19 protein-coding genes are annotated in these 25,752 nt (G+C 67.2%); 13 read left to right on the forward strand and 6 right to left on the reverse strand.

The features are described from left to right. Positions 1 to 47 precede the first annotated feature (47 nt). The 7 genes from acnD (at position 48) to pbpC (ending at position 13,626) form a co-directional block, all read left to right on the forward strand. A complete protein-coding gene (gene acnD, locus AC5P6A_RS13745; RefSeq protein WP_180877984.1) occupies positions 48 to 2,666 on the forward strand; it encodes a Fe/S-dependent 2-methylisocitrate dehydratase AcnD in 2,619 nt (872 codons plus the stop codon). A 100-nt stretch (positions 2,667 to 2,766) separates the two neighbouring features. Then, positions 2,767 to 3,024: a type II toxin-antitoxin system ParD family antitoxin gene (locus AC5P6A_RS13750; protein WP_014648042.1), complete on the forward strand. Its 258-nt coding sequence runs from the start codon at positions 2,767 to 2,769 to the stop codon at positions 3,022 to 3,024. Beyond that, complete coding sequence (locus tag AC5P6A_RS13755; RefSeq protein ID WP_134732028.1) at positions 3,011 to 3,337, forward strand: type II toxin-antitoxin system RelE/ParE family toxin; 327 nt, start codon at positions 3,011 to 3,013, stop codon at positions 3,335 to 3,337. Before AC5P6A_RS13750 ends, AC5P6A_RS13755 begins: the two co-directional genes overlap by 14 nt. A 23-nt stretch (positions 3,338 to 3,360) precedes the next feature. Continuing rightward, positions 3,361 to 4,539 carry a 2-methylaconitate cis-trans isomerase PrpF gene (gene prpF / locus AC5P6A_RS13760; protein WP_134732030.1) on the forward strand — a complete coding sequence of 393 codons (1,179 nt, stop codon included), beginning with the start codon at positions 3,361 to 3,363 and terminating at the stop codon, positions 4,537 to 4,539. A gap of 124 nt (positions 4,540 to 4,663) precedes the next feature. Continuing rightward, the gene (locus AC5P6A_RS13765) at positions 4,664 to 6,124 is read left to right on the forward strand and encodes a bifunctional 2-methylcitrate dehydratase/aconitate hydratase (RefSeq protein WP_180877985.1); all 1,461 of its coding nucleotides are present in this window, start codon (positions 4,664 to 4,666) and stop codon (positions 6,122 to 6,124) included. A gap of 163 nt (positions 6,125 to 6,287) precedes the next feature. Then, entirely contained in the window at positions 6,288 to 11,195 is a 4,908-nt protein-coding gene (locus AC5P6A_RS13770) for an alpha-2-macroglobulin family protein (RefSeq protein ID WP_171952948.1), read from the forward strand. A gap of 49 nt (positions 11,196 to 11,244) precedes the next feature. Continuing rightward, positions 11,245 to 13,626, forward strand: coding sequence for a penicillin-binding protein 1C (gene pbpC, locus AC5P6A_RS13775; protein WP_180877986.1), 2,382 nt, complete (start codon positions 11,245 to 11,247; stop codon positions 13,624 to 13,626). 153 nt (positions 13,627 to 13,779) lie between these two features. On the opposite strand, the gene AC5P6A_RS13780 is transcribed toward pbpC, so the two are convergent. Both AC5P6A_RS13780 and AC5P6A_RS13785 read right to left on the reverse strand, forming a co-directional pair. After that, positions 13,780 to 14,355, reverse strand: coding sequence for a ferritin-like domain-containing protein (locus AC5P6A_RS13780; protein ID WP_019660039.1), 576 nt, complete (start codon positions 14,353 to 14,355; stop codon positions 13,780 to 13,782). A gap of 29 nt (positions 14,356 to 14,384) precedes the next feature. Next, positions 14,385 to 14,867, reverse strand: coding sequence for a peroxiredoxin (locus tag AC5P6A_RS13785; protein ID WP_005410646.1), 483 nt, complete (start codon positions 14,865 to 14,867; stop codon positions 14,385 to 14,387). Positions 14,868 to 15,127: 260 nt separating this feature from the next. Here AC5P6A_RS13785 and AC5P6A_RS13790 point away from each other — a divergent pair, with 260 nt between their 5' ends. Further along, positions 15,128 to 16,021, forward strand: a complete 894-nt coding sequence (locus AC5P6A_RS13790) for a DnaJ C-terminal domain-containing protein (protein ID WP_021204418.1) — start codon at positions 15,128 to 15,130, stop codon at positions 16,019 to 16,021. 77 nt (positions 16,022 to 16,098) lie between these two features. Here the strand turns inward: AC5P6A_RS13790 and pilH are convergent, their stop codons facing one another. Continuing rightward, a complete protein-coding gene (pilH, locus tag AC5P6A_RS13795; protein WP_005410644.1) occupies positions 16,099 to 16,470 on the reverse strand; it encodes a twitching motility response regulator PilH in 372 nt (123 codons plus the stop codon). Positions 16,471 to 16,558: 88 nt separating this feature from the next. Further along, on the reverse strand, positions 16,559 to 17,554 hold the full coding sequence (locus tag AC5P6A_RS13800; RefSeq protein WP_180877964.1) for a YhdH/YhfP family quinone oxidoreductase: 996 nt from the start codon (positions 17,552 to 17,554) through the stop codon (positions 16,559 to 16,561). Positions 17,555 to 17,707: 153 nt separating this feature from the next. On the opposite strand from AC5P6A_RS13800, the gene hflK reads away from it, so the two are divergent. The 4 genes from hflK (at position 17,708) to AC5P6A_RS13820 (ending at position 21,540) form a co-directional block, all read left to right on the forward strand. After that, on the forward strand, positions 17,708 to 18,841 hold the full coding sequence (gene hflK, locus AC5P6A_RS13805) for an FtsH protease activity modulator HflK (protein WP_005410642.1): 1,134 nt from the start codon (positions 17,708 to 17,710) through the stop codon (positions 18,839 to 18,841). Continuing rightward, positions 18,838 to 19,701: a protease modulator HflC gene (gene hflC, locus AC5P6A_RS13810; protein ID WP_019660037.1), complete on the forward strand. Its 864-nt coding sequence runs from the start codon at positions 18,838 to 18,840 to the stop codon at positions 19,699 to 19,701. Before hflK ends, hflC begins: the two co-directional genes overlap by 4 nt. A gap of 67 nt (positions 19,702 to 19,768) precedes the next feature. Continuing rightward, positions 19,769 to 19,954 carry a DUF2065 domain-containing protein gene (locus AC5P6A_RS13815; RefSeq protein WP_005410640.1) on the forward strand — a complete coding sequence of 62 codons (186 nt, stop codon included), beginning with the start codon at positions 19,769 to 19,771 and terminating at the stop codon, positions 19,952 to 19,954. Positions 19,955 to 20,247: 293 nt separating this feature from the next. Further along, entirely contained in the window at positions 20,248 to 21,540 is a 1,293-nt protein-coding gene (locus AC5P6A_RS13820; protein WP_019660036.1) for an adenylosuccinate synthase, read from the forward strand. A gap of 187 nt (positions 21,541 to 21,727) precedes the next feature. Here AC5P6A_RS13820 and AC5P6A_RS13825 read toward each other — a convergent pair whose 3' ends face one another. Together AC5P6A_RS13825 and AC5P6A_RS13830 are read right to left on the reverse strand one after the other, a co-directional pair. Further along, a complete protein-coding gene (locus tag AC5P6A_RS13825) occupies positions 21,728 to 22,384 on the reverse strand; it encodes a M23 family metallopeptidase (protein WP_180877965.1) in 657 nt (218 codons plus the stop codon). A gap of 4 nt (positions 22,385 to 22,388) precedes the next feature. Next, a complete protein-coding gene (locus AC5P6A_RS13830; RefSeq protein WP_019660034.1) occupies positions 22,389 to 23,351 on the reverse strand; it encodes a L,D-transpeptidase family protein in 963 nt (320 codons plus the stop codon). A 234-nt stretch (positions 23,352 to 23,585) separates the two neighbouring features. On the opposite strand from AC5P6A_RS13830, the gene AC5P6A_RS13835 reads away from it, so the two are divergent. After that, positions 23,586 to 25,709 carry a methyl-accepting chemotaxis protein gene (locus tag AC5P6A_RS13835; RefSeq protein WP_180877966.1) on the forward strand — a complete coding sequence of 708 codons (2,124 nt, stop codon included), beginning with the start codon at positions 23,586 to 23,588 and terminating at the stop codon, positions 25,707 to 25,709. Positions 25,710 to 25,752: the final 43 nt, after the last annotated feature.

The raw sequence follows: 25,752 nt of genomic DNA on the forward strand, positions 1-25,752 counted from the left end.
CCGCCGCACCGCCGGCACCCGGCCCGCCCCAAGCATTCCGCCAGCCCATGAATACCGATTACCGCAAGAACCTCCCCGGCAGCGCGCTGGACTATTTCGACGCGCGCGCCGCCGTCGATGCGATCCAGCCCGGCGCCTATGCCACTCTGCCGTACACCTCGCGCGTGCTGGCCGAGAACCTGGTGCGCCGCTGCGATCCGGCCACGCTCGGCGATTCGCTGAAGCAGCTGATCGAGCGCCGTCGCGACCTCGACTTCCCGTGGTTCCCGGCACGCGTGGTGTGCCACGACATCCTCGGCCAGACCGCACTGGTTGACCTGGCCGGCCTGCGCGATGCGATTGCCGACAAGGGCGGTGACCCGGCCAAGGTCAATCCGGTGGTGCCGGTGCAGTTGATCGTCGATCACTCGCTGGCGGTGGAATGCGGTGGCTACGATCCGCAGGCCTTCGAGAAGAACCGCGCCATCGAGGATCGCCGCAACGAAGACCGTTTCCACTTCATCGACTGGACCAAGCAGGCGTTCCAGAACGTGGACGTGATTCCGCCGGGCAACGGCATCATGCACCAGATCAACCTGGAGAAGATGTCGCCGGTGATCTACGTGCAGGACGGCGTGGCCTTCCCCGACACCTGCGTGGGCACCGACAGCCACACCCCGCACGTGGATGCGCTGGGTGTGATCGCCATTGGTGTGGGCGGCCTGGAAGCGGAGAACGTGATGCTCGGTCGTGCCTCGTGGATGCGGCTGCCGGACATCATCGGCGTCGAGCTGACCGGCAGGCCGCAGCCGGGCATCACCGCCACCGACGTGGTGCTGGCGCTGACCGAATTCCTGCGCAGGGAGCGCGTGGTCGGCGCGTACCTTGAATTCTTCGGCGAGGGGGCGGCGGCACTGACCATCGGTGACCGCGCCACCATCTCCAACATGTGCCCCGAATACGGCGCGACCGCCGCGATGTTCTACATCGACGGGCAGACCATCGATTACCTGCGCCTGACCGGCCGCGAGGAATCGCAGGTCGCGCTGGTGGAAAACTATGCGCGCACCACCGGCCTGTGGGCTGACGACCTGGCCACCGCACAGTACGAGCGCGTGCTGCGCTTCGACCTGTCCAGCGTGGTGCGCAACATGGCCGGCCCGTCCAACCCGCACAAGCGCGTGGCGACCGCCGAGCTGGCCGAGCGCGGCATCGCCGACGAGGCCAAGCTGGCAGCGGGCAAGGCCGAGCAGGCGCAGGGCCTGATGCCGGATGGCGCGGTGATCATCGCCGCCATCACCAGCTGCACCAACACCTCCAACCCGCGCAACGTGATCGCTGCCGGCCTGCTGGCACGCAAGGCCAACGAGCGCGGCCTGCTGCGCAAGCCGTGGGTGAAGTCCTCGCTGGCGCCGGGCTCGAAGGCGGTGCAGCTGTACCTGGAAGAGGCCGGACTGCTGCCGGACCTGGAAAAGCTGGGCTTTGGCATCGTCGCCTTCGCCTGCACCACCTGCAACGGCATGAGCGGCGCGCTCGATCCGGCCATCCAACAGGAGATCATCGACCGGGACCTGTACGCCACGGCCGTGCTGTCGGGCAACCGCAACTTCGATGGCCGCATCCACCCGTATGCGAAGCAGGCGTTCCTGGCGTCGCCGCCGCTGGTGATCGCCTATGCCATCGCCGGCACCGTGCGCTTTGACATCGAGAAGGACGTGCTGGGCGTGGACGCCGACGGCAACGAGGTGCGCCTGAAGGACATCTGGCCGAGCGACGCCGAGATCGACGCCGTGGTCAGGGCCTCGGTGAAGCCGGAGCAGTTCCGCCGCGTCTACAACCCGATGTTCAATGTGCGCGTGGAGCACGGCGCGACGGTCAGCCCGCTGTACGACTGGCGCCCGCAGAGCACCTACATCCGCCGCCCGCCCTACTGGGAGGGTGCACTGGCCGGTGAGCGCACGCTGGCAGGCATGCGGGCGCTGGCGGTGCTGCCGGACAACATCACCACCGATCACCTGTCGCCGTCCAACGCGATCCTGGCGTCCAGTGCCGCCGGCGAATACCTGGCGAAGATGGGCCTGCCGGAAGAGGACTTCAATTCCTACGCTACCCACCGCGGTGACCACCTGACCGCACAGCGCGCCACCTTCGCCAACCCGAAGCTGTTCAACGAAATGGTGCGCAACGACGATGGCAGCGTGAAGCAGGGTTCGCTGGCGCGCGTGGAGCCGGAAGGCAAGGTGATGCGCATGTGGGAAGCGATCGAGACCTACATGGAGCGCAAGCAGCCGCTGATCATCATCGCCGGTGCCGACTACGGCCAAGGCAGCTCGCGTGACTGGGCCGCCAAGGGCGTGCGCCTGGCAGGTGTGGAAGCGATCGTGGCCGAAGGCTTCGAACGCATCCACCGCACCAACCTGATCGGCATGGGCGTGCTGCCACTGGAGTTCAAGCCGGGCACCACCCGCCTGACCCTGGGCATCGACGGTACCGAGACCTTCGACGTGATCGGCGAGCGCACCCCGCGCGCCGACCTGACCCTGGTCATCCACCGCCGCGACGGCCAGGATGTGATCGTGCCAGTGACCTGCCGCCTGGACAGCGACGAGGAAGTGGCGATCTACGAAGCCGGTGGCGTGCTGCAGCGCTTCGCCCAAGACTTCCTGGAAGGGGCCAAGGTGGCGTGATACCGGCCTGAATGCCTGCCCCCGGAGGCCGGGGGCGGGCTTGTCCGACACCCGGGCAGGGCGCACACTGACTTGGCAAAAACTGCCAATGGAGAGTCTCATGGCCACCATGAACATTTCGCTGACCGACCCGCTCAAGCAGTTCGTGGACGAGGAAGTGCGTGAAGGCGGCTACTCCAGTACGTCGGACTACGTGCGTGACCTGATCCGCCAGCGCCAGCGCAGCAAGGCCGAAGAGCTGCTCAAGCAGTTGATAGCCGAGGGGCTGGCTTCTGGTCCAGGCGTTGCGGTGACGGCCGACACATTCGAGCGCATGCGTCGCGAACTGACCGAAAGGTTGGAGCGTGAAGGCGATTGAATGGCGGCCAAGGGCCGAAGCCGACGCAGCCGATGCCGCGCTGTGGTTTGCACGGCAGGGTGGGCTGGTACTGGGTCGGCGCTTTCTCGCCGAGTTGGAGACCACGCTTCAACGCATCGCCGTGTTTCCAGGCTCGGGTTCCACCCGGCACGCCGACCTCGCAGCACAGCTGCCGGTGCCGTTGCGGTTCATGCTGGTTCCGGGCTTCGAACGCTACCTCGTCTATTACCTCGATCTACCGGACCGCGTGGACATCATGCGTGTGTGGTGCGTTGATCGTGGTCTTGACGCACTGATGCAAGACATTTCCTGAAATTCAAACGCGTGGATTCGACGATGACCTTCCTCCCGCAACTCCGTATTCCCGCCACCTACATGCGCGGCGGCACCAGCAAGGGCGTGTTCTTCCGCCTGCAGGACCTGCCCGAAGCCGCTCAGGTACCGGGCGCCGCGCGCGATGCGCTGCTGATGCGCGTGATCGGCTCGCCCGATCCGTATGGCAAGCAGACCGATGGCATGGGCGGCGCCACCTCCAGCACCAGCAAGTGCGTGATCATCTCCACCGCCTCGGTGCCGGACCACGACGTGGACTATCTGTACGGCCAGGTCTCGATCGACACCGCCTTCGTCGACTGGAGCGGCAACTGCGGCAACCTCAGCACCGCGGTCGGCCCGTTCGCGATTGCCAATGGCCTGATCGATCCCGCCCGCGTGCCGCGCGATGGCCTGTGCACCGTACGCATCTGGCAGGCCAACATCGGCAAGACCATCATCGCCCACGTGCCGATGCGCGATGGCGAAGTGCAGGAGACCGGCGATTTCGAGCTGGATGGCGTGACCTTCCCGGCGGCCGAGATCCAGCTGGAATTCATCGATCCTTCTGATGACGGCGATGCGGGCGCGATGTTCCCGACCGGCAATCTCGTCGATACCCTGGAGGTGCCCGGCGTGGGCAGCTTCGAGGTGACCATGATCACGGCCGGCATCCCGACGATCTTTCTCAACGCCGCCGACCTGGGCTACACCGGTATCGAGCTGCAACCGGCGATCAACGAGGACAAGGGGGCGCTGGAGCGCTTCGAGAAGATCCGCGCCTACGGCGCCTTGCGCATGGGTCTGATCAAGAACCTGGAAGATGCGGCCACCCGCCAGCACACGCCGAAGGTGGCATTCGTTGCACCGGCTCAGGACTACGTGTCGTCCAGTGGCAAGGCGATTCCGGCGTCGGCCATCGACCTGCATGCGCGCGCGTTGTCGATGGGCAAGCTGCATCACGCGATGATGGGTACCGCCGCCGTAGCGATCGGTACCGCCGCGGCGATTCCGGGCACGCTGGTCAATCGCGCCGCCGGTGGCGGCGAACGCGAAGCGGTTACGTTCGGTCATCCCTCGGGCACGTTGCGCGTGGGTGCGCAGGCAGGTCTCGTTGACGGCCAGTGGACAGTGACCAAGGCCATCATGAGCCGCAGCGCCCGCGTATTGATGGAAGGCAAGGTGCGGGTGCCGGCCGAGTGATGCGTTGGTAAACGCCAACCAAGGTTGGCGACTACCGGGCCGCAGAGATCGATTGCTTTGGTAGATGCCAACCTTGGTTGGCATGGTGCACGGGCAACCGTGCACCGCAACGAGGAGATCGACGATGTCCGACAGCCACACCCCATCCAACGAGCGTGCAGCGTGGGATGCGCTGCTGGTGGACATCGTCGATTACGTACGCGACGCCCGCATCGACTCGCCGCTGGCCTTCCAGACCGCGCACTACTGCCTGCTTGATACGCTGGGCTGCGGCCTGGAAGCGCTGTCCTTCCCGGCCTGCAGCAAGCTGCTCGGTCCACTGGTGCCGGGCATCAGCGTGGTCAACGGCGCGCGCGTGCCGGGTACGCACTACGTGCTGGACCCGGTGCAGGCCGCCTTCAACCTCGGCGCAATGGTGCGCTGGCTGGATTTCAACGACACCTGGCTGGCTGCCGAGTGGGGCCATCCTTCCGACAATCTCGGCGGCATCCTGGCTGTTTGCGACTGGCTGGGGCGCAACGCGCAGGCCCTGCGCCGCCCGCCGCCGACCGTGCACGACGTGCTGCTGGCGATGATCAAGGCGCACGAGATCCAGGGCGTGCTGGCGCTGCAGAACTCCTTCAACCGGGTCGGGCTGGACCACGTGGTGCTGGTCAAGGTGGCCACCACGGCCGTGGTCGCGCAGTTGCTCGGGCTGGACCGCGAGCGCATGCTCAATGCGCTGTCGCTGGCCTGGGTCGATGGCCAAGCGCTGCGCACCTACCGGCACGCGCCCAACACCGGCTCGCGCAAGAGCTGGGCCGCTGGCGATGCGACCAGTCGTGGCGTGCGTCTGGCGCTGATGGCAGCCAGCGGCGAGATGGGCTATCCCAGCGTATTGAGTGCACCGACATGGGGTTTCGAGGCCGTATCCATGCACGGTCAGGCACTGACGCTGGGGCGACCGCTGGGCAGCTATGTGATGGAGAACGTGCTGTTCAAGATCAGCTACCCGGCCGAGTTCCACGGCCAGACTGCCGTGGAGGCGGCGGTCACGCTGCACCAGCAGCTGCGCGCGATGGAACGGCGGGTCGAGGACATCGCGCACATCGCCATCCGCACCCAGGAAGCCTGCATCCGTATCATCGACAAGCAGGGGTCGTTGCATAACCCGGCCGACCGCGATCACTGCGTGCAGTACATGGTCGCCATCGCGCTGCTGCACGGGCGGTTGACGGCCGAGGATTACGAGGACGACGTTGCCGCCGACCCGCGCATCGACGCACTGCGCGCGAAGATGGCCTGTCATGAGGATCCGCAGCTCAGCGCCGATTACCTGGACCCTGAGAAGCGCAGCATCGCCAACGGCCTGAGCGTGCGCTTCACCGATGGCACCGCGCTGCCGGAGGTGCTGGTGGAGTACCCGCTGGGCCACGCGCGCCGTCGCGAGGAAGGCATTCCGCTGCTGATGGACAAGTTCCGCCGGCACCTGGCCCACCGCTTCCCGACAGTCCAGCAGCAGCGCATCTGGGCCGCTTCACTGGACCCGGTGGCGCTGGCCGCGATGCCGGTGACCGACTACGTGGACCTGTACCTGCCGGGGTAGTTTGATCGGTAGTGCCGGCCGCTGGCCGGCAATCCCATCCAACCTGCCATGCCGGTTGCCGGCCAGCGGCCGGCACCACCCGCACCCGCGGCAATTGCCGAAATCGCGTCAACACCTTGACGCGGCCTGCCTATAATGGCCACCTCGATCAAGGAGTGACGACATGAGCGGTCCGGCACGGCGGAAGCGGTGGGGATGGGCGGCGGCGGTACTGGCAGGAGGCCTGTTGCTGGGCCTGGCCGGCTGCCGCAACGACAGCGGGCAGTTGCCCAAGGCCAGTGGCGAGGCGATCACCACCAAGGCCGAGCAGGTGAAGGAATTCACCCTTCTGCGCGCCTACCCGGACCAGAAGAATGACGGCCTGTCGCTGGCGCTGGAGTTCTCGCGCCCGCTGGTCGGCACCCAGGATTTCGACACGCTGGTGCGCTTCGAGGAGAAGGTCGGCACCGACGACAGCAGCTGGACGCTGTCCGATGACGGCCTGACCCTGCGCTACCCGTTCGTCGAGGCCGGCAAGGAATTCAGCCTGGTGGTCTCGCCGGACCTGCTGGCCGCCGATGGCAGCCGACTGGGCAAGGAACTGAAGCAGAAGGTGTTCAGCGGCGAGCTGAAGCCGGTGGTTGGGTTCGCCTCGCAGGGCAGCGTGCTGCCGGCCAAGGACAGCCGTGGCCTGCCGGTGGTCTCGGTGAACGTGCCGGAAGTGGACGTCGAGTTCCTGCGCGTGCGCGAGAAGGACCTGCCGACCTTCTTCAGCCAGTACCAGCGCGGTGGCCGCCGTGGCAGCTGGGAGCTCAGCAGCGACTACGAGCGCAGCCCGATCAACAAGCTGGCCGAGCCGGTCTACGTCAACCGCTTCATCCTTGGCGGCAAGCAGAACGAGCGGGTGCTGACCTACCTGCCGACCCAGGACATCAAGGAACTGCAGGAGCCGGGCCTGTACTTCGCACTGCTCAAGCGCACCGGCGACTATGAGGGCGAATTCGATACCGCGTTCTTCTCGGTCAGTGACATCGGCCTGCACACCCGCGCCTACAAGGACAAGCTGTTCGTGCATACCGCCGGTCTCAAGGACGGCGCGCCGCTGAAGGGCATCGACCTGCGCGTGCTCGACGCCAAGGGCGAGGTGGTGCTGAAGGGCAGCACCGACGGCAACGGCAATGCGCTGCTGAACTACACCCTGGATGCCACCCACGTGCTGGTCGCCAGCAGCGGCAAGGACACCAGCTTCCTGCCGTTCAACCAGCCAGCGCTGGACCTGAGCGAATTCGCCGTGGCCGGCCGCGACAACGCATGGTTCGATGTCTATGCCTGGTCCGGCCGCGACCTGTACCGCCCGGGCGAGACCGTGCGCCTGTCCGCGCTGCTGCGTGACAACGATGGCAAGCCGGTCAAGGCGCAACCGGTGTTCCTGCGCCTGAAGCAGCCCGACGGCAAGACGTTCCGCGAGACCCGCCTGCAGCCGGGTGACCAGGGCTACATCAATTTCGAGCAGGTGATCCCCGCCGAGGCGCCGACCGGGCGCTGGCAGGTCGAGTTCCGCACCGACCCGGCCAGCAAGGAAGCGATCCAGGGCATGACCCTGCGCATCGAGGAGTTCCTGCCCGAGCGCATGAAACTGGACCTGGACAGCGCGCAGAAGACGCTGAAGCCGGGTGAGGACCTGCGCCTGCAGGCCAATGGTGCCTATCTGTACGGGGCACCGGCCGATGGCAACCGCTTCACCGCGCGCATGGCGGTGGCCGCCGAGCAGCAGCCGGTGGAAGGCCTGCCGGGCTACTTCTTCGGTGACCCGACCCTGCAGCTGCCGCGCGAAGCCAAGGACGTGATCGACACCACGCTGCCGGCCAACGGCCAGCTGCGCGAGGACGTGGCATTGCCGGAAGAGGCGGCCAAGGCCAAGGCACCGATTGCCGTGGTGCTGTCCGGCAGCCTGTATGAAACCGGTGGCCGCACGGTCACCCGTACCCTGAAGCGGGTGATGTGGCCGGCCAATGCGCTGGTCGGCGTGCGCCCGCTGTTCAACCCCGAGGACGGTGCCGACTCCAACGGCAACGCGCGCTTCGAGCTGATGCGCGTGGATGCCACCGGCGCGCCTCAGCCGGCCAAGGGCCTGAAGATCACCCTGGTGCGGGAACTGCGCGACTACCACTGGACCTTCAACGACAACCGTTGGGACTACGATTTCACCCGCCGTTTCGAGAACAAGGAAACGCGCACCGTCGATGCCGGCGGCAGCGCGGTCGCCTTCGATTTCCCGGTGGAGTGGGGCGAGTACCGCGTGGACGTGTTCGATCCGTCCACCGGCCTGACCAGCCGCTACCCGTTCCGCGCCGGCTGGAGCTGGGGCGATGACAACCGCGGCCTGGACGCGCGCCCGGACAAGGTCAAGCTGGGCCTGGACAAGACCGGCTACAAGGCCGGCGACACCCTGGAAGTGACGGTGACCCCGCCGCATGCCGGCAAGGGCATCCTGATGGTCGAGACCGACCGCATGCTGTACGTGCAGGACATCGAGGCCAAGCCGGGTTCGACCTTCAAGATTCCGGTCACCGCTGACTGGGAACGCCACGACGTCTACATCACCGCGCTGGTGTTCCGTGGCGGCAGTGCGCCGAGCAAGATCACTCCGGCCCGTGCCGTGGGTGTGGTGCATGTGCCGATGGACCGCAAGGGCCGCACCGTGGCCGTCGGCCTGGCCGCGCCCAAGCAGATGCGCCCGGAGCAGGACCTGCCGGTGACGGTCAGCGCACCACAGTTGGCCGGCAAGATGGCGCACGTCACCGTCTCGGCGGTGGACGTGGGCATCCTCAACATCACCCGTTTCCCGGTGCCCGACGCCGGCGCGCACTTCTTCGCCCAGCGTCGCCTCGGCATCGATGCCTATGACATCTACAGCCGGGTGATCGAGAGCTTCGATGGTGGCAGCGGCAAGCTGAAGTTCGGTGGCGACATGGCACTGCAGGCATTGCCGCAGGCCAAGCGCCCGACCGCGCGCGTGCAGACCGTGGACCTGTTCTCCGGCCCGGTGCAGCTCGATGCCAAGGGCAATGCCCGCATCCGCCTGAAGGTGCCGGATTTCAACGGCACCCTGCGGGTGTCGGCGCTGGTCTACAGCGATGACCAGTACGGCAAGCGCGACGTGGAAACCATAGTACGCGCGCCGATCCTGGCCGAAGCCAGCATGCCGCGCGTCCTGGCCCCGGGCGACCGCAGCACCGTGACCCTGGACGTGCAGAACTTCACCGGCAAGCCGGGGCAGTTCAACGTGAAGGTGGAAAGCGAGGGCCCGTTGAACTTGGGTGAGGGCAGCCGCAGCGTGCAGTTGAATGCCGATGCCAAGACCACGCTGAGTTTCCCGCTGTCCGCGCGTGAGGGCCACAGCGTAGCCAAGGTGCGGGTGCGGGTGGACGGCAACGGCTTCAAGGCCGATCGCCGTTACGACCTGCCGGTGCGTGCGGCGTGGCCGCAGGTGCTGCGCTCGCAGGTGCGCACGCTTGATCCGTTGGCCGCGGTCAGCCTCGACAACAGCCTGACCGACGGCCTGATGGCCGAGTCGGTGAACGCGCGCCTGCTGGTCAGCCCGCTGCCGCCAATCCCGTTCGCCAGTGCACTGCAGGGCGCGCTGAATTATCCATATGGCTGTGCCGAGCAGACCACCAGCAAGGGTTACGCGGCGCTGATCCTGGACCAGGCGACGTCGTCGATGCTCGGTGCCGACGGCCTGGATGCCAAGACCCGTCGCGAGCGCATGGAAGGTGCGTTCGGTCGCCTGGCGTCGATGCAGGTGGCCAACGGCAACTTCTCGATGTGGGGTGACGACGGCTACGTGAACCCGTGGCTGACCCCGTACATCGCCGAGTTCCTGCTCGACGCCAAGGATGCCGGTTTCGCGGTGCCCGACAACGTGCTGCAGAAGGCGCTCAACCGGCTTAGCGAGGATCTGCTGTCCGGCGGCAACCAGTTCTACGGCCAGGACGACCGCGAGAAGCTGAAGTTCGCCAACCAGGCCTATTCGGGCTATGTGCTGGCCCGGGTCAACCGGGCGCCGCTGGGTACCCTGCGCACGCTGTATGACAACGAGCGCAGCAAGGCGGTGGGCGGCTTGTCTCTGGTCCATCTGGGCGTGGCGTTGTCGCTGCAGGGCGATGCCAAGCGTGGCCAGGCCGCGCTGGCGGCGGCCTTCGCCAAGTCCAGCAGCGAGCGCCCCTCGTACTTCGGCGACTACGGCAGTGCGATCCGCGATGACGCGCTGATGATCGCGCTGACCCACGAGAACAAGCTGGCCAAGCCCGCCTGGGACGCACGTGCGGTCGATCTCGGCCGTGGCCTGGATGCCCGCCGCAATGCCGGCTGGATGTGGCTGAGCACGCAGGAACAGGTGGCGATTGCACGTCTCGGCAAGGCCCTGGCCGCCAACCAGAAGGCGCTGGTGGCCGGTGAACTGGTGATCGGTGGCAACAGCGAAGCCATCGGCGAGCGCAAGCTGTTCGGCCGCAACTTCAGCGCCAGTGAGCTGGCCAGCGGTGTGCGCTTCACTCCGCAGGGGCAGCCGCCGATGTTCGCCAGCATCGACGTGGCCGGCATCCCGCGCAGCGCACCGGCGCCGGACAACAGCGTGCTGGGTATTGAACGGAGCTACTTCGGTACCGATGGCAAACCGTGGTCGCCGCGACCGCTGAAGGAAGGCGAAGCACTGATCGTGCGCGTCACCGTCACCGCCGACACCACGATGCCCGATGCGCTGCTGACCGACCTGCTGCCGGCGGGCCTGGAGATCGAGAACTTCAACCTGGGCGACGCCAAGCAGTGGGCCGATGTGGTGGTCGATGGCATCACCATCAGCGACCGCGGTGAAGCGGCCGATACCAAGCACGAGGAGTTCCGCGACGACCGCTACGTGGCTGCGCTGAAGCTCTCGCGTGGCAGCAAGGCCAACGTGTTCTACCTGGTGCGCGCGGTGACCCCGGGTACCTACTCGGTGCCGCCACCGCTGGTGGAGGACATGTACCGGCCGCAGCTGCGCGGCGTTGGCCGCAGCAACCCGACCACGATCACGGTGGTACAGCCGTGACCGCGCGGACGGGCCGCGACGGCGCGGCCCGTCCTGCTGGCAACCTGCAATGAAGAACAGGATGACGACCCGGCTGGCAGCCCTGCGCCGCCGGCTGCAGCCTCTGTGGCCGTGGCTGCGCTGGGGCATGGCCGCCACGCTGGCGCTGCTGCTGGTGCTGGATTTCGCCTTCCCGCCCCCGCTGCCGAAGCAGCGCGAAACCAGCACTCTGGTGGTGGCCGCCGACGGCACGCCACTGCGTGCGTTCGCCGATGCCGAGGGCGTGTGGCGTTATCCTGCCTCGATCGACAGCGTCTCGCCGCTGTACCTGCAGGCGTTGCTGACCTACGAAGACCGCTGGTTCTGGCGCCATCCGGGGATCAACCCGGTGGCGATGCTGCGTGCCAGCGGCCAGCTGCTGCGCGGCGGCCGCATCGTGTCCGGCGGTTCGACCCTGACCATGCAGGTGGCGCGCATTCTCGACCCGCACTCGCGCACGCCTTGGGGCAAACTCAAGCAGATGCTGCGCGCGGTGCAGCTGGAAGTGCACCTGAGCAAGCAGCAGATCCTGGCCCTGTATCTGGAGCGCGCGCCCTACGGCGGCACCATCGAAGGCGTGGAAGCGGCCAGCTGGGCCTATCTGGGCAAGCCGGCGGCGCAGCTGTCCCATGCCGAGGCCGCGTTGCTGGCCGTGCTGCCGCAGGCGCCGAGCCGGCTGCGCCCGGACCGCCACCCGGAAGCGGCACAGAAGGCACGCGACAAGGTGTTGTCTCGCATGGCCGAGCTGGGCGCGTGGACAGCCGAAGAGGTGGATGATGCGCGCATCGAGAACGTGGTGGCGCGCTCGCTGCGGCCGCCGCTGCACGCCGCGTTGCTGGCGCAGAGGCTGCATTCAGCGCAGCCGGGCAAAGCGCGCATCCAGAGCAGCATTGATATCGGCCTGCAGCGCACGCTGGAGGAACGCGTGGCCAGCTATTTCTCGACGCTGCCCGAGCGCACCTCGGCCGCGCTGCTGGTGGTCGACAACCAGACGCTGCAGGCGCGTGCCTATGTCGGCACCCTGTCCTTCGGCGACCGCCAGCGGCTCGGCCACGTGGACATGGTGCAGGCCTGGCGCTCGCCGGGCTCCACGCTCAAGCCGTTCCTGTATGCGATGGCGCTGGATGATGGCCTGATCCATTCGGAAAGCCTGCTGGTCGATGCGCCGCAGAGTTTCGGCAGCTACCGCCCCGGCAACTTCGACATGGCCTTCAACGGGCCGATCGGCGCGTCCAGCGCTTTGCGGTTGTCACTGAACGTGCCCTCGGTGGACCTGCTGCAGCGGGTCGGCGCCGCGCGCTTCGCTGCACGTCTGTCGCACGCGGGCATCCAGCTGCGCTTCCCGCCAGGCAGTACGCCCAATCTGTCGCTGATCCTGGGCGGCACCGGCGCGCGGTTGGAAGACCTGGTCGGCGCGTTCGCCGCGCTCAACCGCAACGGCATCGCCGGGCGCGTGCGCTACACCGATGACGAGCCGATGATCGAGCGGCGCCTCGCTTCGCCCGGCGCCAGCTGGATCGTGCGCGAGATGCTGGAATCGAATCCGCGGCCGGGGTACAGCGTCGGGACGTTCGATGTCGGTGGCCGCCCGCGCGTGGCGTGGAAGACCGGCACCAGCTACGGGTACCGCGATGCGTGGGCGATTGGCAGCACCCGCCACTACACCGTGGGCGTGTGGGTGGGCCGGCCGGACGGCACACCGCTACCGGGCCAGTACGGCGCGGTGACCGCGCTGCCGCTGATGTTCGAGGTGGTGGACAGCCTGCCGCGCCAGCGCGGTGACTCGGCCGCTGCGCCGATGCCGGCCAGCGTCAGCCAAGAAGACATCTGCTGGCCGACTGGTGAGCGTGCCGAAGGCCTGCCTGCTGCGCTCTGCCAGCGGCTGATGCCAGCCTATCTGCTGGAAGGCGCGGCACCACCGACCTTCCCCGAGCGCGAAGCACGGCGCTGGCAACCAGGTCGGCAGCGCTACCTTGCCGATGCGCGTACCGGTCTGCGCGTGTCAGCCGATTGCCGCTTGCCGCACGAAGAAGTCGCGCGCGAGATCGCGCGCTGGCCAGCGTTGCTGTCGCCATGGCTGTCCAAGGCCACGCGCGAAGCCTCGCAGCTCCCGGCGCTGGCGCCGGACTGCCGTGATGATGGCCGCGAGGCCAGCGTTGCGCTGCACATCGATGGGCTCAACGATGGCGCCACGCTGGCGCGCGCGCCGAATTCGGAACATGGCGTACGCCTGCAGCTGCGCGCGCTGGGCAGCGAGCAGGCGGTGGAGTGGCTGCTGGATGGACGCTGGATTGCACAGACCCACGGCGCGCAGCTGATGCAGCGAGAGTTCGCCGAACCCGGCACGCACACCCTGACCGCGTTGGCAGCCGACGGCGCCTGGACGCAGGTGCGGTTCAACGTCCTGCGCTAGATGCCGACCTTGGATGGCACTTCCCGCATGTCGTCATGCTGTTGTAGAGCCGAGCCCATGCTCGGCTGCTCCTGCGACGTGCGTGCAGCGGTCAGCCGAGCATGGGCTCGGTTCTACAACGCCGTAGATGGCAGCGATCGCGTGGCGTAGCGATTACTCCCCGATCCACCCGTCCAGCAGGTCGGCGAACTCGTCGGCATGTTCTTCCTCCTGCGCCAGGATCTCTTCAAGGATGCGCTTGGTGGTGGTATCGCGGTCACCGATGAAGTTGATCATCTCGCGATAGCTGTCGATGGCGATGCGCTCGGCCACCAGGTTCTCGCGCACCATGTCGCGCAGGTCGCTGCCTTCCTTGTATTCGGCGTGCGAACGCGCGGTCAGCGTATCCGGGTTGAGATCCGGCTCGCCGCCCAGCTGGACGATGCGCTCGGCCAGCTTGCCGGCATGCGCCTGCTCCTGCTGTGCATGCTCGAGGAACTCGGCTTTCACCGCGTCGGCCAGCATGCCCTTGGCCATGAAGTAGTGCCGGTAGTAGCGCAGAACGCAGACGTACTCGGTGGCCAGTGCGTCGTTGAGCAGCTTGATCACCACCTCGCGGTCAGCGCTGTAGCTGTCGGTGATCGCACCATCTTCGATGTTGCGCCGGGCGCGTTCGCGCAGGGTCTTGCGGTCGCTGATGCCGGCAATTTCCGCGGCGGGCTTGCTGGCTTTGGCTGGCTGCGTGGACATGGCTGGCCGTTTCCTTCTGCGGTGGGGAATCAGGTGGGGAGATGCTCCAGCACGTACTCGGCCGAAGACACTTCGAACTGGCCGGGCTGTTCAACCCAGGCCTCTCGAACTACGCCGTCGTCGACGTACAGGGCAAAACGACGCGAGCGGATTCCCATGCCCGACGCGCTCGCATCAAGCTCCAGACCCAAGGCGCGGGTCAGCTCGGCATTGCCGTCGGACAGCATCAGAAGGCCGTCGGGCACGCTCTGGTCGGCGGCCCAGGCCTTCATCACGAACGGGTCGTTGACGGCCATGCAGTAGACGTCGATGCCGCGCTGGCGGAAGGCCTCGAACTTTTCGACGTAGCCGGGAAGGTGACGTGCCGAGCACGTCGGGGTGAACGCGCCGGGCACGGCGAACAGCACCACCTTGCGCGCATCGAACAACGAATGCGTATCAAGCGTTTCAATGCCCTCGCGGATGCGCTTGAGGGTCACTTCCGGAATGCGGTCGCCGACATGGATGGTCATGGGAACTCCTTGCTGGGGCAGGCTAGTGGGCCGGATGGGAGAGGGGCGTCAAGACATTGGAAACCCGGTGTGCAGGCTCCATCTTCCGGCTTTGTGGCAGGGGCTTCCAGCCACAGCGTGGCGCACGGGGATGGCAGCCGCATTGCGCAGGATCAGTCGGCCTCACCGGGGCCGCACGAGGGGCGGCGTAGCCTCGCAGGCGCGTAGAATGAACCCGGGGCGGCGCCACCGGCGCGGCCGAAGCGAATCGAGGTAGCTGGATGGAATTCAAGGATTACTACGCCACCCTGGGGGTGGAACCGAGCGCGGGCGAGGCGGAGATCAAGACCGCCTACCGCCGGCTGGCACGCAAGTACCACCCGGACGTCAGCAAGGAGGCCGGGGCCGAAGACAAGTTCAAGGCGGTCAACGAGGCCTACGAGGCGCTGCGTGATCCGGAAAAGCGCGCGGCCTACGACCAGCTGCGCGCGCAGGGCTATCGCCCGGGCGAGGAGTTCAACGTACCCCCGAACTACGGTGGCGCCGGTGGTTTCAATTTCGAGGAAGTGTTCGGTGGCGGCGGCCCCAACGGCGGCTTCAGCGACTTCTTCGAAAGCCTGTTCGCGCGCCAGCGCGGTGGAGCGGGCGCGGGGGGCGGTCCGGGCTTCAGCAGCCAGGGCCATGCGCCCAACCGCGATACCCGCGCCAAGCTGTCGGTGCCACTGGAAGCGGCCTACAGCGGCGACAGCCTGCGCATCACCGTCAACGGCAAGCAGCTGGACGTGCGCGTGCCCAAGGGCATCCGCCCGGGCCAGGTGATCCGCTTGGCAGGGCAGGGCAACCATGGCGGCAATCTGCTGCTGGAGGTGGAATACGCCGCCCACCCGCAGTTCGAGGTCGATGGTCGCAACATCCTCTATACGCTGCCGCTCACGCCGTGGCAGGCCGCGCTGGGCACCAGCATCAGCGTGCCGACCCTGGGTGGTGCGGTGGAACTCAAGATTCCGGCCGATTCCGATGCCGGCCGCAAGCTGCGCCTGCGTGGCCGTGGCCTGCCGGGCAGCCCGGACGGCGACCAGATCGTCGAAATCGAGATCGTGGCCCCGGCCGCGACCGACGAGGCGCAGAAGAAGGCCTACCGGAACCTGGCCAAGGCGTTTGGCGAGACGATCTGAGACGCCTTCCGGTAGTGCCGGCCGCTGGCCGGCAGAGGTTTGATTGCCGGCCAGCGGCCGGCACTACCGCGCGCGTCTCAGCCCTGGCCCGCGAACACGCGCTCCAGCACCTCGGACAGTTCATCTTCCGAGAACGGCTTGGTGATGTAGGCCTTGGCGCCCTGGCGCATGCCCCACATGCGGTCGGTGTCCTGGTCCTTGGTGGTCACCAGGATCACCGGGATATGCCGGGTCGCCTCGTCGCGGGCGAGGGTACGGGTGGCCTGGAAGCCGTTGAGGTTGGGCATCACCACGTCCATCAGGACCAGGTCGGGCAGCTCGGCCTTGGCGGTTTCGACCCCGGCGGCGCCATCGGTGGCGGTCAGGATCTGGTGCCCGAGCTTCTCGACGATGCGCTGTATCCCCAACAGCTGCGACGGTGAGTCGTCGACGATCAGAATGCGTGCCATGTTGTTCCCCATGTAATGCCCGCAGTGTAGTGCGGGCCCATTACCGGCGGGAGGGCCGCGTCTGCCGTCCGTCGCCTGCCTGCGACGTTCAGTCGATCCGTACCACGGTGCGACCCAGCGAACCGCCCGCCAGCATCCGTTCGAATACGGCGGGAAGGCCATCGAGGCCGACTTCGGCGGTGCAGATGCGGTCCAGGTGCTGCGGCTTCCAGTCACTACCCAGCCGCGACCACACTTCCTCACGCAGTCCGCGTGGCGCATTGGCCGAGGACACGCCCAGCAGCGAGACACCGCGCAGGATGAACGGCATCACCGTCATGTCCAGCGTCGGACTGGCTGCCAGGCCGGCACTGACGACGCTGCCGTAGGGCACGGTCTGCGCCAGCAGGCTGGCCAGCATGTCGCCTCCGGCATTATCGAGGCCACCCCCGAAGCGGGCCGACTGCAGCGCGCCGGTGTCGGCCAGCGCGTCGCGCGGCAGTACCTCGGCGGCGCCGATGCTGCGCAGGAATCCTGCCTGGTCCGGCTTGCCGCTGACCGCGTGCACGCTGTAGCCGGCACGGCTGAAGATGGACAGCGCCAGCGCACCGACACCGCCGCTGGCACCGGTGACCGCCAGCGGGCCGAGTTCCGGGGTCTGCCGGTTGTCCTGCATGCGCAGCAGGGCCAGCGCCGCAGTGAAGCCGGCGGTGCCCAGCACCATCGCCTCGCGTGGGGTCAGCCCGGCCGGCTGGGCGATCACCGCGCGCGATTCCAGCCGCACGTACTGACTGTAGCCGCCATCGCGGGTCTCGCTGAGGCCGCAGCCGGTGGCCAGCACCGCGTCGCCTTCACGCCAGTCCGGGTCGGTGCTGGCGACCACGGTGCCGGCCACATCGATGCCGCCCACCAGCGGGAAGCGGCGCAGGATCTTCCCTTTTCCAGTACCGGCCAGCGCGTCCTTGTAGTTGACCGAGGACCAGTGGGCGCGGATCAGCACCTGGCCGGGGTTGAGGTCGTCGACCCCGAGCCGGACCAGGCCGCTGCGATAGCCGGCGTCGTCGTTTTCGATGCGGAAGGCGGTGAACGGGGTGGTGGGGGCCATCGGCGTTGCCTGACTTCGAGGAAAACGCCACCTTACCCCGTTGCCCCCCTTTCGATCCTGCCGATCCGCCCCATCTTGTATGATCGGTGATGGTTTCACGGCTGGCGGTGCGGGAAGGGCCCGCGCCGCAGCCCAAATCTTGATGGAGCGTGCATGGCCTGGAATACACCCGGCGGCAACAAGGGCGGACAAGGCCCCGAGGACAATCGACGCGGGCCGTTCGGGTCACGCGGCGGTGGCAATGGTGGTGGCTGGGGCGGTTTGCCCGGGCCGCTGAAGGACCTGTTCGACGGCGGCATCGTGCGTTGGGTGGTGGCAGCCGTGGTGCTGCTGGTGCTGTTCTCCAGCTTCCAGCTGATCGGCGAACAGCAGCGCGGTGTGGTGCTGCGCTTCGGCCAGTTCTCGCGCATTCTGCAGCCCGGCCCGAACTTCAAGCTGCCCTGGCCGATCGAATCGGTCACCAAGGTCAATGCCACCGAGATCAAGACGTTCTCGATCCAGGTGCCGGTGCTGACCCGCGACGAGAACATCGTCAACGTCTCGCTGAACGTCCAGTACCGCATCGACGATCCGCAGCAATACCTGTTCGGCACCGTGGATGCCAACCAGGTGCTGGAGCAGTCGGCGCAGAGCGCCGTGCGCGAGGAAGTTGGCCGCGCCGACCTCAACGCCGTGCTGAACAACCGTGGTCCGCTGGCCGTCGCCGCCGAGGAGCGCCTGCAGGCGCTGCTGAAGGCGTTCAAGACCGGCCTGACCGTGACCGGCCTGACCCTGCAGGACGCCCGTCCGCCGGAGGAAGTGAAGCCGGCCTTCGACGAGGTCAACGGTGCCCAGCAGGTCAAGGAACGCCTGATCAACGAAGCCCAGGCCTACGCCGCCAAGGTCGTGCCGGAAGCCCGGGGCCAGGCCTCGCGCGCCCGTACCACTGCCGAAGGCTACAAGCAGGCCGTGGTGTCCAAGGCCGAGGGTGACGCGCAGCGCTTCAGCCTGTTGCAGGCCCAGTACAAGGACGCTCCGGAAGTGACCCGCAAGCGCCTGTGGCTGGAGACCGTGCAGCAGGTGCTGAGCGAGAACCGCAAGGTGATCGGTGGCGATGGCCGCCAGCTGATCTACGTGCCGATGACCGGCGATACCCGTCCCAGCACGTCGGCTCCGGCCGCAGTGGCCAACCCGGACGTGGTGATGCCGTCGCTGCCGGGTGCAGCGGCGGAAGCTTCCCGTGATCCGGGCCGGCCGGTGGGCCGCCCGACCGGGCGACCGAGCGGCCGTGAGGAGGGCAGCCGATGAAGAGTCCTATCTGGATCGCCGTGATCGTGGCGGTGGTGCTGGGCCTGCTCGGCTCGGTGTACGTGGTCCGTGAGGACCAGACCGCCATGGTGCTGAACCTGGGCAAGGTGGTGCGTTCGGACATCAAGCCGGGCCTGCACTTCAAGGTGCCGGTGGTGGAAACGGTGAAGGTCTTCGACCGCCGCTTCCAGGTGCTCGACACTGCGCCGGCGCGCTACTTCACCGCCGAGCAGAAGGACGTCAGCGTCGACTTCTTCGCCATCGGCTACATCTCCAACGTGGGTGACTACTTCCGTGCCACCGGCGGCGACCCGCGTGTGGCCAACGCCCGCCTGGCGCCGATCATCACCGACTCGCTGCGCAACCAGATCAACTCGCGCACCCTGCAGCAGCTGGTGTCCGGCGACCGCAGCGAGCTGATCGCCGAGCAGCTGAAGGGCATCAACGAAGCGGTGGCTGGCCTGGGCATGCAGATGATCGACCTGCGCATCAAGCAGGTGGACCTGCCGACCGACAGCCAGGTGATCAACGACGTGTACGAGCGCATGCGCGCCCAGCGCAAGCAGGAAGCGGCCAAGCTGCGTGCGGAGGGCGAGGAGCAGTCGCTGACCATCCGTGCCCAGGCCGACCGCGACAGCACCGTGCTGATCGCCGAGGCCGAGCGTGATGCGCAGCGCCTGCGCGGTGAAGGCGATGCCGAGGCGGCCCGCATCTATGGCAAGGCCGGCTCGGCCGATCCGTCGTTCTATGCGTTCTACCGCAGCCTGGAGGCCTACCGTGGCTCCATGACCGACGGCAATGGCGTGATCGTGCTCGACAAGAACGACCCGTTCCTGCAGTACCTGAAGAACGACCGCTGAGGTCGCAGGGCACTACCCCACGGGGCCCGGCCAGACGCCGGGCCCCGTGCTTTTTCCGGAGTCCCCCATGAAAGATCTGTTCGCCGCCGTCTGCCTGGTCGCGGTGCTCGAAGGCCTGTTCCTGTTCGTGGCGCCGTTCGCCTGGAAGCGCATGGCCGAACGCCTGCTGGACCTGCCCAGCCCGGCCCTGCGCAGCTTCGGGGGGCTGGTGCTGCTGGCCGGCCTGAGCCTGCTGTGGTGGGCGCGGCATTGAGAGGGTAGTGCCGGCCGCTGGCCGGCAACCCGGGATTGCCGGCCAACGGCCGGCACGACCGGGCGGGGCGGCTGACCGGCCGGTGAAGCCGTCCGTCGGAAAGGTGGCACCCGACCCCGGAAACCCGGATAATGCACAAAAGCCGGACGGGCCTCCCCGTCCGGCTTTTTCCGTGTCTGGGCCTTCCATCGCCGGCCGCTCCCCGTTTGGAGCCGCCCTCCAGGTGCTGGCCAGCCCCGCCACGGTTTACCCGTCCGCGGCCCCGATGGCCGCTACAAATCGAGGAGCCCGTCATGGGTCAGTCTGTCGTAGTGTTGGGTGCCCAGTGGGGCGATGAAGGCAAGGGCAAGATCGTCGATCTGCTCACTGAGGAAATCGGCGCCGTCGTGCGCTTCCAGGGCGGCCACAATGCAGGCCACACCCTGGTCATCAACGGCAAGAAGACCGTTCTGCACCTGATCCCGTCGGGCATCCTGCGTGACGACGCGCTGTGCCTGATCGGCAATGGCGTGGTGATCTCGCCGGCCGCGCTGCAGAAGGAAATCGCCGAGCTGGAAGGCTCCGGCGTGGAAGTGCGTTCGCGCCTGAAGATCTCCCCGGCCGCGCCGCTGATCATGCCGTACCACATCGCCCTGGACCAGGCGCGCGAGCGCGCTGCCGGTGGCAAGGCAATCGGCACCACCGGCCGTGGCATCGGCCCGGCCTACGAAGACAAGGTGGCGCGCCGCGGCATCCGCATCGCCGACCTGCACTACCCGAAGCAGCTGGAAGAACTGCTGCGCACTGCGCTGGACTACCACAACTTCGTGCTGACCAAGTATCTGAACACCGATGCGGTCGACTTCCAGAAGACCTTCGACGAGGCGCTGGCCTTCGGCGAATACGTGCAGCCGATGAAGTCCGACGTGGCCGGCATCCTGCACGACCTGCGCAAGCAGGGTAAGCGCGTGCTGTTCGAAGGCGCGCAGGGTGCGCTGCTGGACATCGATCACGGCACCTACCCGTACGTCACCAGCTCCAACACCACCGTCGGTGGTGCGCTGGCCGGTTCCGGCGTCGGCGCCGATTCGATCGACTACGTGCTGGGCATTGCCAAGGCGTACGCCACCCGCGTCGGCGGCGGCCCGTTCCCGACCGAACTGGACGACGAAGTCGGCCAGGGCATCCGTGACCGCGGCGCCGAGTACGGCGCTTCGACCGGCCGCCCGCGTCGCTGCGGCTGGATGGACATCGTCGCGCTGAAGCGCGCCGTGGCCATCAACGGCATCAGCGGCCTGTGCATCACCAAGCTGGACGTGCTGGACGGCATGGAAAAGCTGAAGGTCTGCATCGCCTACGAATACAACGGCAAGCGCACCGAGTACGCGCCGCTGGACGCGCAGGGCTGGGAAGAATGCACCCCGGTGTACCTGGAGTTCCCGGGCTGGAGCGAGAACACCCACGGCATCACCCAGTGGGACGACCTGCCGCCGGCCGCACGCGCCTACCTGCGTTCGCTGGAAGAGCTGGCCGGCTGCCCGATCAGCATCGTCTCCACCGGCCCGGACCGCGACCACACCATGGTCCTGCAGGATCCGTTCGCCTGAGGGCGTGACTGGTAGCGCCGGGCCACGCCCGGCGTCGCTGAAAGAAAAAGCCCCGCGAAAGCGGGGCTTCTTCATTACCGTGTGGGCAGGCCAGCGGGGAAGCGACGCGATGACCAGCATGCCAGCGTGAAAGGCGAGACGGTTCTGTTCGTGCTGGTCCCAGGGGCTGTCTTGGCGGTGTTCACCTTCACCTTGCGGCGCTGGCAGCGCCGGCCGTCGAAGCAGGCGGCTTCAGCAACGGGTACGGGTTGATGGATTTGCCCTTCCACCACTGTTTTTCCGGTCCCAGCACGTGCACCTCGAAGTGCAGGTGCGGCGCGTCGGCGCTGGCGTTACCGGTGCTGCCGACGTAGCCGATCACCTCCCCGCGCTTGATCACCTGCTTCTCGGCCAGGCCATCGGCATAGCGCTGCAGGTGCGCGTAGTAGTAGCACCAGCGTCCACTGGGCTCGAACTGATAAATCGTCAGGCCACCGCGCTTGCTGTCGAACAGCTTTTCTACCGTGCCGTCGGCCACCGCGAGTACCGGAGTACCCGCATCGGCCATGATGTCGATGGCATCGTGCACGCGGCCCTCGCTGCGTGCATCGGTGAACGTGTCGCGCAGCTGGGACGCCTGGATGCCCTGCACCGGCAGCAGCAGACCGGCTGGCGCATCGGTGGCGTTGGACGGCGGCACGGCCGTGGGAGCCGGGGCGTCCACGCCCGGCGTTGCAGCCGCAGCCACCGCAGGTTGCACTGCGGGCGGGGCAACCGCCACCGGCTCACCTGCATCGCGGTGCAGCCACCAGCCCACTCCCACGCCCAGCAGCACGCCCAGCACGATCAGCTGCGAAAGGCGCATCGGCTCACTCCTGCATCACCACGGGCACCGAAGTATCCACCGCATCGGCCACGCGCAGCGCATCCCAGTTGGTCATGCGCACGCAGCCATGCGATTCTGTCTTGCCGACGTGGCCGGGTTCGGGTGTGCCATGCAGGCCGTAGTGCGGCTTGGACAGGTCGATCCAGACCCGCCCGACCGGATTGTTCGGGCCCGGCGGCAGCGTCGCCTTCTTTTCGCCCTTGCGCGCATCCCAGAACAGCTTCGGGTTGTAGTGGAACGGCGGGTCGCGATACACGCCGAGAATCTTCCATTCGCCGATCGGCAGCGGATCGTGCTGGCTGCCGGATGAGACAGGCACCTGTGCGATCACTTTGCCCTGCGCATCCAGCAATTGAAGTGTGGAGTCGGACTTGTCGACCACGATCTTCGCCGCCTTCGGCAAGTCCCCCGTTCCGATATTGGGCACCTGGATGCGGCTGCCGGCCTTGGCCAGATCGACGCCGGGATTGAGTGCCTTCAGCAGCTCAGGGGAGGCGTGGAAGCGCTCGCCCAGGCCTTCTTCCACGCTGCTGAAGCCCAGCGACTTCAGCTTGGCCTGTGCGGCGGGCCCTTTCGGTATGGCCTGGAACGGGCCGGCAACATCTTCAGCCGTGAGCGTATAGCTTGCCAGCGGCGTGATCGTATCGGCCTGCAGGGCCTTCCAGGTAGCGTCATCCAGTTCACCCGTTACGCTCAGCCCATGCGCCGCCTGGAAGCCCGACACCGCGCGCCGCTGGTTGCTGCCCACTTCGCCATCGATCTGGCCGGGGGAAAAATTCGCGCGATCCAGCAGCACCTGGGCGTGCAGGACAGAGCGGGGTGCGGTGTCCGGTCCTGCCTTCTCGGCAATGGGGGCAGGCAGGCCAGGCGGCGGCGCCTGCGCGAAGGCAGGTGATGCCAGCAGCGAGAGAGCGAGCAGGGCGGATCGGGGCATGGGTAACGGCATCGGGGACTCCAGCAGGGAACGCCACCACCTTGCCCGCAGACGGCGCCGAGCCACCGTGAAAGGGATCTGATGCCCGCATGAGCAGGCATGTCATTGCGGCCGGTTTGCACCGGCAGGTGCCACTGGGACGGCGACTCACCAAGGTGAACAGTGGCCGACGCCATTGGTGGATGGCGATCAAGATTGCCTGCCGTGCCGCCGATAAGGGCGCATCCCCCCGTTTTGGATACCCCCATGAACTACTTGAGGAACGTCAGGGTTGCCTGGCGTCTTGGGCTGGGCTTTGGCCTGTTGCTGCTGCTGGTTGCCGCCGTGGTGGCCACCGGCGCCACTGCCAGTGTCGTGCAGAAGCGCGCGATGCAGCAGGTGGTCGACGTCAGCGTGGCCAAGGTGCGCCTGTTGTCGCAGATGCTTGATGCCAACAACCAGATGATGGTGGTGCGCCGCGAGATGCTGATCCGCCAGGGTGATCACCGCACCAGCGACGAGAAGCGCATTGCTGATCTCGTCAAGCGCTACGAGGCCAGCTGGAGCGCCTACCAGGCGCTTCCCAGTGACGCCGAAGGCAAGGCCATCGCTGAAACCATCGCCGCCAAGCGAGCCGTTGCTCGCCCGCTCAACAAGCAGACCAGCGAACTGATGGAGCAGGGCGATTATCCCGGTGCCGTGGCGCTGACCCTGGGCCCGGTGCAGGACGCCGCCAACGGCTGGAACAAGGCGCTGTCCGATGGCGTGGACTTCGAGGAGAAGGAAAGCCGTGAGGCTGCCGCCGAGGCGATCCGCCTGGGCGAGCGCAGCCTGCTGCAGTTGCTGGTGCTGGGCGGCGTTGCGCTGCTTGCTGGCATCGGCGCCTCGGTGATGATCGGCCGCAGCCTGACCGGTCCGCTGGCGTGCGCGGTGAACCTGGCCGAGCGCCTGTCCAAGGGGCAGCTGGACCAGGAGTTCCGCCTCGGTGGCCGCGACGAGCTGACCCAGCTGGGTGAGGCGATGGCCAGCGTGCGCCAGAGTGTGCAGGCGGCGATCGGCGCGCAGTTGCAGATGGCGGAACAGCACGAGGCCGGCGCAATCCGCTATCGCATGGACGCCAGTGCGTTCCCCGGCGATTTCGGCCGCATGGTGCAGGCCACCAACAGCCTGGTCGAATCGCACGTGCAGGTGGAACTGCTGATGGCTGAAGTAATGCAGCGTTACGCCATCGGTGACCTCAGCCGCGACCTGCCGGACTATCCGGGCGAAAAGGGCACGTTGACCCGCACCCTGGCCGCGGTGAAGCAGAGCCTGATGGCGATCAACGCGCAGATCGATGAACTGGCCCGTGCCGCACGCGCCGGCGATTTCAGCATGCGTGGCGATGCCGGGGCCTTCCAGTACCAGTTCAAGACGATGGTCGAGCACCTTAACGGCATGATGGCCAGTTCGCAGGCCAGCATCGCCGATGTTTCCGACGTGCTGCGCGCGATCTCGCATGGCGACCTGACCGCACGCATGGAGGGCGAGTACGAAGGCGTGTTCGCGCGCATGCGCGACGATGCCAACACCACCACCGCGCAGCTGACCGGCATCGTCCGCGGCATCCAGGTGGCTGCCGACAGCATCAACAACGCGGCGCAGGAACTGGCCGCTGGCAACAACGACCTGTCGCGCCGAACCGAGCAGCAGGCGGCCAATCTGGAAGAAGCGGCCGCGTCGATGGAGGAGCTGACCTCCACCGTACGCCAGAACGCCGAACTGGCGCGTCAGGCCGACAGCGAAGCGCACGCTGCCGGCGCCGCCGTGCGCGAGACCGAGCAGGCGATGGCACAGATGGCATCGGTGATGGGCGAGATTGATCAGTCCTCGGCACGCATCTCGGAAATCTCCACGGTGATCGACGGCATCGCGTTCCAGACCAACATCCTGGCGCTGAATGCTGCAGTGGAAGCCGCGCGCGCGGGCGAGCAGGGGCGTGGCTTTGCGGTGGTCGCCAGCGAGGTGCGTACGCTCGCGCAGCGTGCCGGTGTCGCCGCCAAGGAAATCAAGGAGCTGATCGAAGACGCCGCTGCACAGGTGAAGAGTGGCCTGGCCGTCACTGTTGAATCGGAAGCCGCGATCGCCCGCGTGGCCCAGGCCAGCTCGCGCACCACCCAGCTGATGAGCGACATCGCAGCGGCCAGCAAGGAACAGGCCGCCGGCATCGAGCAGGTCAACCAGGTGGTGGTGCAGATGGACCAGGTGACCCAGCAGAACGCTGCGCTGGTGGAAGAAGCCACTGCCGCCAGCCGCGCGCTGGAGGAACAGGCGCATGCACTGACCACGTCGGTGTCGGTATTCAAGATGGAAGGCGCGGCGGTCTCCGCTGCGCCCCGTCGCGCAGCCTGAGCGGGCTGCCACTGCAGCGACAGGAATACGGCCGCCTTGAGCG

Source organism: Stenotrophomonas sp. YJH_SMC_20, from assembly GCF_059367845.1.